The 14,420-nt window shown below is 60.1% G+C and carries 12 protein-coding genes; 8 read left to right on the top strand and 4 right to left on the bottom strand.

The window, feature by feature from the left end; genetic code table 11:
- From uca to AC5DB9_RS13280, 4 genes are all read left to right on the top strand, one after another.
- A partial coding sequence (uca, locus tag AC5DB9_RS13295) for an urea carboxylase (RefSeq protein ID WP_491732061.1) occupies positions 1-3,110 on the top strand: 3,110 nt, incomplete at its 5' end.
- The gene (atzF, locus tag AC5DB9_RS13290) at positions 3,107-4,918 is read left to right on the top strand and encodes an allophanate hydrolase (protein ID WP_273008959.1); all 1,812 of its coding nucleotides are present in this window, start codon (positions 3,107-3,109) and stop codon (positions 4,916-4,918) included. The genes uca and atzF, both read left to right, overlap by 4 nt.
- Positions 4,919-4,955: 37 nt before the next feature.
- Positions 4,956-5,204, top strand: coding sequence for a CPXCG motif-containing cysteine-rich protein (locus tag AC5DB9_RS13285; RefSeq protein ID WP_374960683.1), 249 nt, complete (start codon positions 4,956-4,958; stop codon positions 5,202-5,204).
- A gap of 2 nt (positions 5,205-5,206) precedes the next feature.
- Entirely contained in the window at positions 5,207-5,719 is a 513-nt protein-coding gene (locus tag AC5DB9_RS13280) for an O-acetyl-ADP-ribose deacetylase (protein ID WP_272990088.1), read from the top strand.
- Positions 5,720-5,722: 3 nt separating this feature from the next.
- Here AC5DB9_RS13280 and AC5DB9_RS13275 read toward each other — a convergent pair whose 3' ends face one another.
- Entirely contained in the window at positions 5,723-6,151 is a 429-nt protein-coding gene (locus AC5DB9_RS13275; RefSeq protein WP_272990086.1) for a TlpA family protein disulfide reductase, read from the bottom strand.
- 72 nt (positions 6,152-6,223) lie between these two features.
- Here AC5DB9_RS13275 and arsC point away from each other — a divergent pair, with 72 nt between their 5' ends.
- The 4 genes from arsC to sppA are packed head-to-tail and all read left to right on the top strand — an operon-like array spanning position 6,224 to position 9,413.
- A complete protein-coding gene (gene arsC, locus AC5DB9_RS13270; protein WP_022959985.1) occupies positions 6,224-6,577 on the top strand; it encodes an arsenate reductase (glutaredoxin) in 354 nt (117 codons plus the stop codon).
- Between the two features lie 12 nt (positions 6,578-6,589).
- A complete protein-coding gene (gene wrbA / locus AC5DB9_RS13265; protein ID WP_272990081.1) occupies positions 6,590-7,195 on the top strand; it encodes an NAD(P)H:quinone oxidoreductase in 606 nt (201 codons plus the stop codon).
- Positions 7,196-7,205: 10 nt separating this feature from the next.
- Positions 7,206-7,586, top strand: a complete 381-nt coding sequence (locus AC5DB9_RS13260; protein WP_272990079.1) for a DUF2069 domain-containing protein — start codon at positions 7,206-7,208, stop codon at positions 7,584-7,586.
- Positions 7,587-7,598: 12 nt separating this feature from the next.
- Positions 7,599-9,413, top strand: coding sequence for a signal peptide peptidase SppA (gene sppA / locus AC5DB9_RS13255; protein ID WP_272990076.1), 1,815 nt, complete (start codon positions 7,599-7,601; stop codon positions 9,411-9,413).
- An 83-nt stretch (positions 9,414-9,496) separates the two neighbouring features.
- Here the strand turns inward: sppA and glpE are convergent, their stop codons facing one another.
- The 3 genes from glpE to AC5DB9_RS13240 form a co-directional block, all read right to left on the bottom strand.
- Positions 9,497-9,814, bottom strand: coding sequence for a thiosulfate sulfurtransferase GlpE (gene glpE, locus AC5DB9_RS13250; RefSeq protein WP_022959981.1), 318 nt, complete (start codon positions 9,812-9,814; stop codon positions 9,497-9,499).
- A gap of 67 nt (positions 9,815-9,881) precedes the next feature.
- Positions 9,882-13,082 carry an efflux RND transporter permease subunit gene (locus AC5DB9_RS13245; RefSeq protein ID WP_272990071.1) on the bottom strand — a complete coding sequence of 1,067 codons (3,201 nt, stop codon included), beginning with the start codon at positions 13,080-13,082 and terminating at the stop codon, positions 9,882-9,884.
- Positions 13,079-14,305 carry an efflux RND transporter periplasmic adaptor subunit gene (locus AC5DB9_RS13240; RefSeq protein ID WP_272990069.1) on the bottom strand — a complete coding sequence of 409 codons (1,227 nt, stop codon included), beginning with the start codon at positions 14,303-14,305 and terminating at the stop codon, positions 13,079-13,081. Before AC5DB9_RS13240 ends, AC5DB9_RS13245 begins: the two co-directional genes overlap by 4 nt.
- Between the last annotated feature and the right edge of the window lie 115 nt (positions 14,306-14,420).

Raw genomic sequence — 14,420 nt, 5'->3', positions numbered from 1 at the left:
GCGAGGCCTTTAACAAGGTCAAGCAACTGGGTAAGAACAACTTTGCCGACGACGGTGTGTTTCTGGAGAAGTACATTGCCCGCGCCCGGCATATCGAAGTGCAGGCCTTTGGCGACGGTCAGGGCAGTGTGCTGGCCATCGGCGAGCGCGATTGCAGTGCCCAGCGCCGCAACCAGAAAGTCATTGAAGAGTGCCCGGCGCCGAATTTGCCCGAGCCGGTGCGTCAACGTCTGTATCAGTTGGCGGAAGCGCTGCTGTCCAGTGTGAACTACCGCAACGCCGCCACGGTGGAGTACATTTTTGATGCCGATACCGAGGAGTGTTATTTCCTTGAAGTGAACACCCGTTTACAGGTTGAGCACGGCGTCACCGAGATGGTCTGGTCGGTGGATCTGGTGCAGTGGATGCTGCAGCAGGCGGCGGGGGAGCTGCCGCCATTGGATGAGCTGCGTCAGGGCCTGTCTGCCAGCGGGCACGCGATTCAGTTGCGGGTGTATGCCGAAGACCCCTACCGGGATTTCCAGCCCTGTGCGGGGCTGCTCAGTCATGTGGCATTTCCCCAGCCGGGTGAGGCGCTGCCGGGCCTGCGCATTGAGCACTGGCTGGAAAGCGGCATTGAAGTCTCGCCGTATTTTGACCCCATGCTGGCGAAAATCCTCTACCGGGGAGCGGACCGCGACGCCGCGATTCAAGGCCTGCGCGAGACGCTGGATCAGACGCAGTTGTACGGCATCGAGAGTAACTGTGCCTATCTGCGGTATCTGCTCGATGACGCGGTCGTGGCGAAGGGCGACGTCACAACCCGCTACCTTGCGCAGCTGGCTTGGCAGCCCGCGCGTATCGACGTGCTGCAGGGCGGCACCCAGACCACCATTCAGGATTACCCCGGTCGCAGCGGCTACTGGGATGTGGGCGTACCGCCTTCGGGGCCCTTCGACAATTATTCCTTCCGGCTCGCCAATGCGATGCTGGGCAACACCCCTGACGCGGCCGCGCTGGAAATCACCCTGCAGGGGCCAAGCCTGCAGTTCAGTGCGCCAACGCGCATTGTGGTGGCGGGGGCGGAGATTCCGCTGAGTCTGGATGGCGATCCCGTGGCGATGCACACGCCGGTGGAGGTGGCCGCTGGGCAGACTCTGATCATGGGGCGTATCGAGCGCGGCGCGCGGGCGTATCTGGCGGTGGCGGGGGGCCTTGATTGCCCTGAGTACCTCGGCTCGCGCTCCACCTTTACCCTCGGCCAGTTCGGCGGTCATAACGGTCGCGCGCTGCGCACCGGCGATGTGTTGGCGCTGGCGCAGAGCGCATCCACTGGGCCGGCGCTGAGCCCGGATCAGGCCGCCCTGCCGGACATCGGCTCGCAGTGGTCGCTGCGGGTGATTTATGGCCCCCACGGCGCGCCAGACTTTTTTACCGACGCCGATATCCAGCAGTTCTTCAGCACCGACTGGGAAGTGCATTACAACTCCAGCCGCACCGGCGTGCGCCTGATCGGCCCCAAACCGCAGTGGGCACGTCAAAGTGGCGGCGAAGCGGGCATGCATCCGTCCAATATTCACGACAACGCCTACGCCTTTGGCACGGTGGATTTCACCGGCGATATGCCGGTGATCCTCGGCCCGGACGGCCCCTCGCTGGGCGGCTTTGTCTGTCCGGCCACGGTGATTACCGCCGACCTGTGGAAACTCGGCCAGTTGCGCGCCGGGGACACGCTGCGCTTTGTGCCGGTCAGCGTTGACGCGGCGGTGGCGGCTGAGCGTTGCCAGCAGGCCTTTTTCGCCGGTGATGAGCTTGGCGATAACACCGCCGCTGCCGAATCCGCGGCGCCGGTCTCTGTCGAGGCCCTGCCGTCGCCCATCGTTCAACGCCTCAGTGCGGACGAGGTAGGCGATGAGGTGGTTTATCGCCTGGCGGGAGATCACTTCCTGCTGGTGGAATACGGCCCGCTGGAGCTGGATATTCGCCTGCGCTTTCGCGCCCATGCGCTGATGCAGGATTTGCAGCAGACACCATTGCCGGGGCTGCGTGAACTCACGCCGGGCATTCGCTCACTGCAACTGCATTACGACGCGCAGCAATTGCCGCTGCGTGAGCTGCTGGACGAGCTGGCGCGCCGCGAACGGCGTTTATCGCAGCGCTTGGATTCCCTGCACGTGCCATCGCGCACGGTGTGGCTACCGCTGAGCTGGGACGACGAGGCCTGCCAGTTGGCAGTAGATAAGTATCAGCAGTCAGTGCGTGCCAATGCGCCCTGGTGCCCGAGTAATCTGGAATTTATCCGCCGCATCAACGGTCTCGACAGCATTGCCGAGGTCAAGGATATCGTCTTCGACGCCGCCTATCTGGTGATGGGGCTGGGCGATGTGTATCTGGGGGCGCCGGTCGCCACGCCGGTCGATCCGCGTCACCGCTTGGTGACCACCAAATATAATCCGGCGCGTACCTGGACCGCAGAAAACTCGGTGGGTATCGGCGGCTCTTATCTCTGTGTGTACGGCATGGAAGGGCCGGGCGGTTACCAGTTTGTCGGTCGCACTTTGCAAATGTGGAATCGCTACCGCCGCACGGCCGCGTTTACCGAGCCCTATCTGCTGCGCTTCTTCGATCAGATTCGCTTCTACGAAGTCAGCCACGATGAACTCACGCAAATCCGTCGTGATTTCCCGCTGGGCGATTACCCGCTGCGTACTGAGGAGGGCGAGTTTTCGCTGGCGGAGTACGAAGCGTTTACTGCGCAGCACGCGGCGGAAATCGATGCCCATACTCGCCGCCGAGAGCAGGCCTTCGACGACGAGCTGGCGCGCTGGCATGCCGATGGTCAGTTCCACTACGAGGCACCGGAGGTTGAGGTCAGTGACGATACGCTGGTGATTGGCGACGACGATATTGTAGTGGACAGCTCGGTGGCGGGCAGCGTTTGGCAGCTTAATGTGGCCGAGGGCGATACCGTTGAAGCCGGGCAGTGCGTAATGCTGCTGGAGTCGATGAAGATGGAAGTCGCCGTGCTGGCCAGCCAGCCGGGCCGGGTGAAAACGGTGGTGGTGAAAGCCGGCGGCCGCGTCAGTGCCGGTCAGCCACTGTTAATTCTGGAAGGGGAGAGCGACCAATGACCTTGCCTACACTGAGTCGTCGCAGCCTGCATCAGGCCTACCGCGATGGTAGCCTGACACCGCGCAGGCTGATGGCCGACATTGCCGCGCGCTGCGACGCGCTCAACGACCACAATATCTGGATTTACCGCCTCAGCGCGGCGGAGCTGGAGCCGTATCTGCAAACGCTGGACGGGCACAGTCCCGACAGCCTGCCGCTGTTTGGTCTGCCCTTTGCCATTAAAGACAATATCGATCTGGCGGGGGTGCCGACCACGGCGGCCTGCGACGCCTTCAGCTATACCCCCTCGCAATCGGCGACGGTGGTGCAAGCACTGATTGCCGCCGGGGCGATTCCGGTGGGCAAGAGCAACCTCGACCAGTTTGCCACCGGTCTGGTGGGTACCCGCTCGCCCTGGGGCGCCTGCAAAAACAGTGTCGACCCCGACATGATCAGTGGCGGTTCCAGCTCTGGCTCGGCGGTGGCCGTGGCCAAGGGGCTGGCCTGTTTCAGCCTGGGCACCGACACGGCGGGGTCGGGTCGTGTGCCCGCCTGCTTTAATAATCTGGTGGGGCTCAAGCCCAGTATTGGCCTGTTGTCGGCCACGGGGATGGTGCCCGCCTGCCGCTCGCTGGACTGCATGACGGTATTTGCGTTGAACGTCGACGATGCCCACGCGGTGCTGTCGGTGGCTGAGGGCGAGGACGCCAGTGATGCCTACAGCCGCACCAACCCCTTCGCCAACCGTTCCCGCCATTACGGACGACACGTCGGCAAATTGCGCCTGGGCGTGATGCCAGCGGAACAACTCGCCTTTTTCGGTCACGCGGGCTACGAGCAGGCCTATCAGCAGAGCCTGGCGGCGATTGCCGAAGATGACGAGGTTGAGCTGATCGAGGTGGATATGTCGGCCTTTCTCGATGCGGCCAAACTCCTCTATGAAGGCCCCTGGGTGGCGGAGCGCTATCTGGCCTGCTCACCGCTGATTGAGGAGCAGCCCGACGCACTGCTGCCGGTCACCCGGACGATTATCAGCGGCGGTGCAGCGCCGTCAGCGCGGGATGCTTTCTCTTTTCAGTATCGTTTAAAAGCCTTGCGCAAACTGGCGCAGGCCGCGCTGGATTCGGTGGATGCGCTGCTCACACCCACCGCGCCGCGGCCCTATACGATTGCCGAGCTGGACGCTGACCCCATCGCCCTGAACAGCAATACCGGCTACTACACCAACTATATGAACCTGTTTGACCTCTGCGGTTTGGCACTGCCTACGGCGTTTACCGACGAGGGTTTCCCCTTTGGCTTGACGCTGGTGGCCGAGGCCTTTGGTGACCGCAAGCTGCTGTCGATTGGCAATCGTCTGCAACAGCGTTTTGCCCTGCCGCTGGGCGCGGAAAAGCGCGCGTTTGAACCGCTTTCCGAGAATGCTTCGACAGCGGCCGAGCGGGTGGACGTGGTGGTTTGCGGCGCCCATCTGGACGGTCAGCCCCTGAACTGGCAGCTTCGTGAGCGTGGTGCCATCTTACAGCTTTGCACGCAGTCAGCCCCTGATTACCAACTCTATGCCTTGCCCGGTGGGCCGCCGTTGCGTCCGGCCATGGTGCTGGCCGAGTCCGGCCAGGGGCAGGCGATCGAGGTGGAAGTATGGTCGATGCCGCTTGCCGAACTTGGCAGTTTTGTGGCCGGGATTCCCGCGCCGCTGGGTATCGGCAAAGTACGGCTGGCCGACGGACGGCTGTGTCCGGGCTTTATCTGCGAGCAATCGGGGATTCGCGGCGCGACGGATATCAGCCATTTTGGCGGCTGGCGGGCCTACCTCCGCAGCCTGTAACGTGGCAGCATGGCGTTTTTGTCGTCATGGCTGAACCATGTTGGAAAGCTGGAAAGATTACTGCCCCTACTGTGGTGAGCGCATCGAGCTGCTGATCGACCCGAGCCTGGCAGGGGAGCCGTACGTTGAAGACTGCGAGGTCTGCTGTCGGCCCATGCGCGTCAGCGTGAGCGATGGCGATACGCCACTGGGTGCTGATAGCTGGGCGCAGGCGATAGACGAGCTGCCCGCGTCAGCGTCCGAATCCGGTTTGCAGGTTCAGCTCCAGCGTGAAGATGAGGTGTAAACATGCCCGCTGAACTGCACGCCATACAGGCCGATATCTGTCTGCTTGAGGTCGATGCCATTGTTAATGCCGCCAATAACAGCCTGCTGGGCGGAGGCGGTGTCGACGGGGCGATTCACCGGGCGGCGGGCCCGGAACTGTTGAGCTTTTGTCGCGGCTTGCAGGGCTGCGCGACCGGCAATGCCAAGGTCAGTCCGGGTTTTGCATTAGCCGCCAGATATATCATTCACACGGTGGGGCCAGTGTGGCGCGGCGGTGATCAGGGCGAGGCAGAGCTGCTGGCGAGTTGCTACCGGCGCTGTGTTGACGAAGCCAAGGCACTGGACCTTGCCACGCTGGCGTTTCCCGCCATTAGTTGTGGCGTTTACGCTTATCCCCATGATCAGGCCTGCCGAATTGCGGTGTCGGCCCTGCGCGATGCGCTGGGTGAGCCGGGCAGTCTTAGAGAGATATACCTCGTTGCCTTCAGTGCCGAGATGCTGTCGCAGTGGCAGCAGGCACTGGTGGGCGGTTAGCCGTTAGTCGCGCCCCATGGCTTTCAGCAAACTCTCTTCGGTTTGTGGGCCTGTCAGCACTGCGTGCAAGTCGCCGTTGGGGGAGAGCACATACGTGGTCGGCAATACACGAGGGCGTTCCTGTGCCAACAGTTCTGCCGGATCAGCCATCATGCTGGCGAACTGAATATCCAGCTCGGCGATGGCGTCCTGCAGTTCCTGACCTTGCAGACGGTCGTAATTGGCCCCGAAAACATCGATGTCTGCATGTTCGGCATTGAGCGTGTTGAGCTCTGGGATTTCATCGCGGCAGGGGCCGCACCAGGTCGCCCAGTAATTGATCAGCACCCAGTTCCCGGTGTTCGGCAAACCCTCCGATGCGGTCTCGCTGCGACCACAGGCCAGCAGAATGGCGCAGCTGAGAATGAGCACAAGTGAACGCAGTTTTATCATTTCCGATTCCAAATGGTTGCCAGCAGTGCGCTGTGTATAATGTCGCTCATCTTTTATTACGCAGGATGAGCCATGTCTGTTTACACCCTCTACCACAATCCCCGCTGTTCCAAGTCGCGTCAAACGCTGCAGTTGTTGGAAGAGCGCGGCATTGCGCCGGAGATTGTGCTGTATCTTGAAAACAGCCCCGACGCCGAGACTCTGCGCGGCCTGTTGAGCAAGCTCGGCATCTCGGCGCGGCAATTGTTGCGCAAGGGCGAGGCAGAATACAAGGAGCGGGGGCTGGCAGATGAGTCGCTGAGTGAGGCGGCGTTGATTCAGGCAATGGTCGACGCGCCGAAGTTGATTGAGCGCCCGATCGTGGTTCGCGGCGATCGAGCTGTACTGGGCCGCCCGCCGGAAAATGCTCTTGAGCTGATCGATTGACGGAGAGCCGATATGGCAGAGCAGCCGTATATTTTGGTGTTGTACTACAGTCGCCACGGCGCGACGCGAAGTCTTGCCGAGCACATTGCCCGCGGGGTGGAGCAGGCGGGTATGGAAGCGCGGCTGCGCACAGTGCCGTCGGTGTCGACGGACTGCGAGGCGGTAGCGCCGGATATTCCCGACAGTGGCCACCTCTATGCCACGGAAGAGGATCTGCGCGATTGCGCCGGGCTGGCGCTGGGCAGCCCGACCCGTTTCGGCAACATGGCCGCCGCGATGAAATATTTCCTCGATGGCACTTCATCGCTATGGATGAGCGGTGCCTTGATCAATAAGCCGGCGGCGGTATTTACCTCGTCTGCGAGCTTGCACGGTGGGCAGGAAAGTACGCTGTTAACCATGATGATTCCGCTGCTGCATCACGGCATGGTGATCGCCGGCTTGCCCTATAGCGAGTCTGCGTTGAACAGCACGGAAACAGGCGGCACACCCTACGGTGCCAGCCATGTTGCCGGCGCCAGTGGTCGCGATGTAGATGAAACTGAATTAGCCCTGGCGCGGGCGCAGGGCAAACGCCTGGCGACGCTGGCGCAACAACTGGGCTCAAGGGCCCGTTAAGGAAGTCGATATGTCTGTTCAACAGCGCGCCGCAATCAGTGGCGCTGTGATGAAAGTAGTGTATGTGGGGTTGTTGATTTCCCTTACCCTCAGCACCTGGGTTTGGGTGCAGGAGCCCCGGAAGCCCAGCCTCTTTATATGGCTAGTGCGTGAACTACCAATGTTATTATTCATCGTCGCAGTTTTTCGGGAGCAGCTAAAAGGGCTTGCTTGGCTTTGTTTTCTCAGCCTGTTGTATTTCGCTAGGTCGGTTACGATGGCGATGTCACCCTTTGCAGTCTGGATCAATTACGTTGAGCTGGCGCTGGTGGTACTGCTGTTTTGCAGCACTATGGCGTTTATTCGCTGGCACGCTCAAGCGCAACGCAGTCACGGCCAGGATGCCGCGTAAACAGGAGTAGGTATGAGTCAGAAAAACCGCGGTTTCTTTTCCCGCATGTTGGCGGTGATCGATGCGATGCGTCGCTGGATCGTGAACCTGCTGTTTCTGTTCTTTTTCGGCTTCATGCTGTTCAGTCTGTACAACGCCTTTCGCATCGATGTTCCCGGCGGCGGCGCGCTGGTGCTGATGCCCGAAGGAAACGTGGTTGAGGAATACACCGCGGTTGATGCGCTGACGCAACTCAGCGCGGACGGCCAGCCTCAGGAGACCCTGTTGCAGGACCTGATTGATGCGGTGGATTACGCGAGGGAAGACAGCAGCATCAAGGTCATGCTGTTGCTGCTGGACGATCTTCAGCATATCGGGATGGCCAAGGGGCTGGAGCTCGGTGAGGCGTTGCAACGCTTTCGCGAGTCAGGCAAAGAGATTGTCGCCATGTCCGGCAGCTACGATCAGGACAGCTATCTGCTGGCGGCGAATGCCGACCGCGTGCTGGTCCACAATATGGGCGGTGTCTCGATTGAAGGCTTTTCCGTGGTGCGCAACTACCTGCGTGATGCCTTGGAAAAGCTGAAAGTGACGATGCACGTATTCAAGGTCGGCAGCTACAAATCGGCTGTTGAACCGCTGCTGCGCAACGATATGTCGGAGGAGGCCCGCGAGGCCAACCGCGGTTGGCTGGAGCCGCTGTGGGATCTGTATCGCGACCGCATTGTGGCGGCGCGCAATATCACCGTTAACGACTTCGATTATTACGTCAATAATATCGACCGTGTGCTGGCGGGCAGCGGTGGCGACGCCGCGCAGGCCGCGCTGGATTATGGTCTGGTGGATGGCATTGTCAGCCGCCCCACGCTGAGCAATATGATGGCGGAGCAGGTTGGCTGGGACGAAGACGGTTACTTCAATCAGGTTTACTACCGCAACTATCTGCGCTTCAAGCGCGCGGTGAACCTGCCGAATAATGATGCCGGTGTGGGCGTCATTATCGCCAGTGGGAATATTGTTGATGGCGATCAGCCGCCGGGAACCATCGGCGGCGACAGTCTGGCGAGACTGGTGCGTCAGGCACGTCTGGACAATAAGCTGAAAGCCTTGGTACTGCGTGTCGACAGTGGCGGCGGTTCCGCATTTGCCTCGGAAGTGATTCGCGCGGAGCTGGAAGCCCTGCAACAGGCTGGTAAACCGCTGGTGGTGTCGATGAGCAGCATGGCGGCATCCGGTGGCTATTGGATTGCGGCGGGGGCCGATGAAATCTGGGCCAGTCCGGCGACCCTGACCGGATCGATCGGCATTTTCGGTGCTTTCCCCACGGCAGAGAGACTGCTGGAAGACCTGGGTGTTCACACTGACGGAATCGGCACGACTGCGGTAGCGGGCAAACTGCGTGTCGACCGGCCTCTCGACCCGATTGTCGCCCGAGCCATTCAGCGCGGCATTGAGCACGGTTATCAGCGTTTCATCAACGTGGTAGCGGAAGGGCGCGGCAAGTTACCTGAGCAGGTGAAGCCTATCGCGGAGGGCCGGGTCTGGAGCGGTATGGATGCCCACGAACTGGGACTGGTCGATCGCCTTGGCGGTTTGGATGGTGCCATCACCTCGGCCGCACAGTTGGCGGGTTTGTCTGATGACAGCCACCGTGTGCTTCGCTTGCCCCTGAGTCCAGAGGAAGAGTTGCTGCGTTGGATTATGGAAGCCGGCGTTGTCAGCAGTCAGTGGCTGCCCGCTTCTGTATCGACGTTGCTGCAGCAGTGGCTGCCCAGTGTGAAGGCGCTGCCGGTGCTCAACGATCCGCGCGGTGTTTACGCGCAATGCCTGCTCTGCGCAGCGCCCTGATCACGATGGGGCGATTGCCCCATCGTTCTTATTGCTGAATGCGCCCGCGTATCACATGCATTTTCTTGAAGTGGGGTTGAGACTTACTCGGTCCCGCTGACTTGCGGATAGTGCTGGCGCCAGGCCTCAAAGCCGCCGTCCATGCTGTAAACCTCGGTGAAGTCTTTCTCGACAAAAAACTGCGCTGCGCTTTGACTGCTGTTGCCGTGATAGCAATAGATAATCAGAGCCTGGTCGGGATCGGCGGCCTCGATAAATGCCTGAAGATTGTCATTGCGAAGATGGCTGGCACCTTCGATATGACCCAACTGGTAGGACTGCTCGTCGCGAATATCGGCCAGCTGTGCGCCCTCTGTCAGCAATTGCTGGGCTTCGTCGATGGAAATACGTTTGAAGTTCATGGTCTCGGGGCTCGGGAAAAAAGCGTAGGGTAGCGCGGTGTTGACCGCGCTGCCACTGAGATTGCCATCAGGATGGGTTAGCGGGCAGGGCGTGGGACTGGTGTTGATCCTCGTCCTCAGGCTTACCGTCCGGCGTATGACTCGCCTCCAGATCTCGGCCTTTGCCGATCAGGGCATGGAAGTCTTCCAGCACAATGTACATACAGGGAATCAGTACCAGGGTGATGACCGTGGCGAAGATAATACCGAAGCCGAGTGATACCGCCATCGGAATGACAAACTGCGCCTGCAGGCTGTCTTCCATCAACATCGGCAGCAGACCGAAGAAGGTAGTCAGCGACGTTAACAGAATGGCGCGGAAGCGTTTGCAGCCCGCATCGACCACCGCTTGCATAATCGGCGTACCGCGTTTCACCGCCGCATTGACGAAGTCGACCATAATCAGACTGTCATTGACCACCACCCCGGACAGGGCGATAACGCCGAAGAACGACAGCATGCTGAACGCCAGGTCAGTCACAATATGGCCAAACACGGCGCCGATAATGCCAAATGGAATCACCCCCATAATAATCAGCGGCTGCATATAGGAGCGCAGCGGCACCGCCAGCAGCGCATAGATGCCGAACAATGCCAGTGCAAAGCCAACCATCAGGCTGTTCATCAGCGTGATGGTTTCCTCGCTTTCCCCGCTGAGTTTGATATCCAGTCCCGGATAGCGTTTCTGCATTTCCGGCAACAGCGTGGTGAGAATGGCTGAGGTGACTTTATTGGGTTCAACCCTCGCCTTGTCGGCCTGCGCGCTGACCGTGATAGAGCGCTCGCCGTCGATACGGGTCATGCTGGTGTAGGCCGGTTCGATGCTCAGCTTGGCGACGCTGCTCAGTGGCACGAAGGCGCCATCGTTGGAGCGGATGTACATGTTCTGCAGGTCGGAAATGGCAGAGCGTTCCTCGCGAGGGAAGCGCACCATGACTTTCACTTCGTCATTGCCGCGCTGCACTCGCTGGGCCTCTGCCCCGTAGAAAGCATTGCGCACCTGCTGTCCCAGCGCCGCGGCGCTCAGGCCCAAGGTTTCGGCTTCCGGTTTGATTTGCAGGACGATCTCGTCTCGCAGCGCACTGGCCCCGTTGCGGATGTCGTAAACGCCGTCGTACTGGCGCAAGGCGTTTTCCACTTCACTTGCCGCGGCCGCAAGATCTTCCGCATGGCTGCTGCTCAGTTTCAGTGAAATCGCGGCGCCCATCTGCTGGTCGGCGATACTGACCGCGAGAATTTTGGCGCCGGGAATTTCACCGATCTGCTCGCGCCAGCGCCGGGCAATTTCGGCCCCGTCGATGTCGCGCATTTCGTTTTTGGTGAGTTCGGCCATAAAGGTCACATGGCGGCCGCCGTTGCCGAACGCAGCGACATGGCTGACCAGTCGACGGTTTTCATCGCCCTCGTGTTCGGCCGCGTAGGCCTCATCAACGATGCGCAGGCTTTCGTCCATATGCTCAAAGGCGCGCCGGGTTTCCGCTTCCGGAGTGCCCTCGACCATTTCAAGGCTGGCCTGAACGAAGTCGCCCGGGACTTCTGGAATCATCACAAAACGCACGACGCCGCCAGCCACCAGGCCAACGGTGATAATCAGCATGGCGAGAAAGCCGGCGGCGGTGATGTAGCGCTGCCGGATGGCTTTCTCGATAAAGGGGCGATACACACCTTCTACAAAGCGCGTCAGCAACTCATTGGTTTTTGCCGGAATCCGGTCGAGTTTCTGCCATACCGGACCGGTGCCCGGCTTACTGTGGGCGAGGTGCGCCGGCAGAATCCATTTGGATTCGATCAACGAGAACGTCAGGCAGAGAATGACGACCCAGCCAACCGCTTCCGGGAAGGTGGCGAAGACGCCGGTGGCAAACAGGGTGGGGGCAAAGGCCACAATGGTGGTCAGCACGCCAAAAGTGGCGGGGGTGGCTACTTTCAGCGCGCCCCGGATCACGGTATCGAGTGAGTGCCCGCGCTCTTCGGCTTCAGCGTAGGCGCTTTCACCGATGATAATGGCATCATCGACCACGATCCCGAGCACCAGAATAAAACCGAACAGGCTGAGCATGTTCAGGCTGATATCGACAATCGGCATCAGGGCAAACGTGCCAAGAAAGCAGATGGGCAGACCAACCATCACCCAGAATGCGAGTTTGATGTTCAGGAACAGGCTCAGCACGACGAACACCAGCAGCGCACCCATGCCGAGGTTGTCGATCATCATGTTCATACGGCCTTTCAGGTAGTAACTGATGTCGGCGAACTGCGACATCTGTACACCTTCAGGCAGTGTGGGGCGCTTGTTCTCTACATAGCGGGACACGGCATCGGCAACCTGAATCAGGTCCTGACTGCCCACTGAAAACACTTGCAGGCCCAGGCTGGGTTTGCCGTCGAAATAGGCAAAGCCATCCACTTCTTCGAAGCCGTCGTTGATATTGGCGATATCGCCAAGCGTTACACGGGTGCCGTCGGGGAAGCTGCGCAGCACCAGTCGCTCGAACTCGTGCTGCCGACGCGCCTGCCCCTGCGTGCGCAGGGAGATATTGCCATTGTTGGTTTTGATGGTTCCGCCGGGCAGGTCCCGCGACGAGGCGCGAATGGCGTCGGCGACATCGTTGAGCGTCAGGCCGTATTCCAGCAGCCGGTGCTCGGGAATTTCTATGCTGATTTCAAAATCCCGGGCACCGTTAATTTGTACATAGGCGATATCCGGGTCCTGCAGCATCTCCAGCTTCACCTGCTCGGCGAGGGCTTTTAGGCTGCGTTCGTCAAGGTCGCCATACAGCTCGACGTTAACGGTGTGATTCTGGATCTCCATGCGTTTAATGACGGGGCGCTCAGCCTGCTCCGGGAAGCTGACAATACCGTCTACCGCACTTTTGACTTCGTCCATCACGGCGAGGATGTCGTAGTCCTTGTAGATATCCAGCTTGATCGTGGCCAGGGACTCATCCGAGGTAGACTCAAAATCTTCAATCGCTTCGACGTCCTGCAGCGCTTCTTCGATCTTGAGTACCACGCCGTCTTCCACTTCCTCCGGCGTCGCGCCGGGATAGGGGACAGTGATGGTGATAATGTTGATTTCGAACTCGGGTTGCAGGGTGCGCTGTATGGCCAGCGCCGAGCCGATACCGACAAAGAGAATCACCACCATTAACAGGTTGGCGGCGACGCTGTTGCGGGCAAACCAGGGGATAATCCCTTTGTTCGTGTCGATGATTTCTTCCTGGCTCATCGCGCTTCAGACTCCTCGGTCAGTGCGCTGAGGCCGTCCGGACGGCTGCCGTCCAGCAATTCGCGGGTGGACACTTCGGTATTCACTTTCACCAACGTGCCACTGATGGCATTGGGCACCGATGACAGGCAGATGCGATCGCCGTTTTCGAGACCTTCATACACGTAGACCATTTTGCCTTCCGTACGCAGCGCTTTGATATCGCGGTTGCGCAGGCGCTCACTTTCATCCACTACCCAGAGTTGATTGCCGGTGCGAAGAATATGGCGGGGGACGGGAACCAGATCCGGGATTTCGCGGCCTTCGATATTGGCTTTTACGAAGGTGCCGTTGCGCAGCACTTCGCCCTCAGTGTTCAGGCGGTAGGGGTCTTCCACTGCGGCGACCACGAACAACACACGGCTGCGCTCATCCAGCACACCCTCGCTGCGCACAATGCGTGCCGGCCAGCGGTTTCCCACATCGTCCTCCAGCACGACCCGAGGCTGTACGTCACCGTCGTGGGTGCCGGGCAGCTCCAGATAGGGCAGGCGATCTGTGGGAATAGGCAGGCGCACCTCGGCAGTATTGACTGAGAACATCTGGCCGATAACGGAGCCGGCGCTGACGAATTGCCCCAGGTCGACCTGTCTTGCTTTGATCATGCCGTGGTAGGGCGCCCGGATTTGCGTGCGAGCCAGATTGATACCGGCCTGTCGGCGATCGGCCAGCGCCGAGTTCAGTCGGGCCTTGGCTTCATTTAGCTGGGGCAGGCGAAGAGACAGCGCCTTCGCTTCTTCGCTGACATGCTTGCGGGGGTACTTTCGCAGATCTTCCTTGGCGACGGCGGCGCGGCCTTTTTCCTGCACGAGGTTGCTGTGTGCGGTGGCGACAGAGGCCTCTGCCCGTTTAAGCTCGGCGCGGTAGTTGCGGTCATCGATCGCCAGCAGGATCTCCCCTTTGTCCACCAGACCGCCGTTTTCGAAGTTCGGCGATACCCGCATGACCTGTCCCGAAACTTCAGCGACCAGATTCGTTTCAGTGTGGGGCTGCACCGTGCCCTGGCTTTGAACATTGATGGTCAGCGGCTGCTTCTCGGCCACGGCCACATCAATAATCAAGGTGTGGGGCACGATCTCGCTCTGCTGAGGAGCGGGACGCAGGGCAAACAGGATAAGGGCGATGACAATCGCGACAACAGTAATGACTACGACCGCGAGGGCCTGTTTGGGCGGTTTTTGCAAAACGGCAATCTCTTTATGGGTTTGCTTAGCGCAATAGCTGTTGTGAGGCCTCTAATGACGCACCCCACAGTGAGAGCGTCATTCTAGCCTTATCCACCATCAATCTGTGTGAAAA

The organism is Spongiibacter sp., from assembly GCF_984394615.1.
The sequence above is the reverse complement of the archived record's forward strand: the minus strand, read 5'-3'. Positions and strand labels throughout refer to the sequence as shown.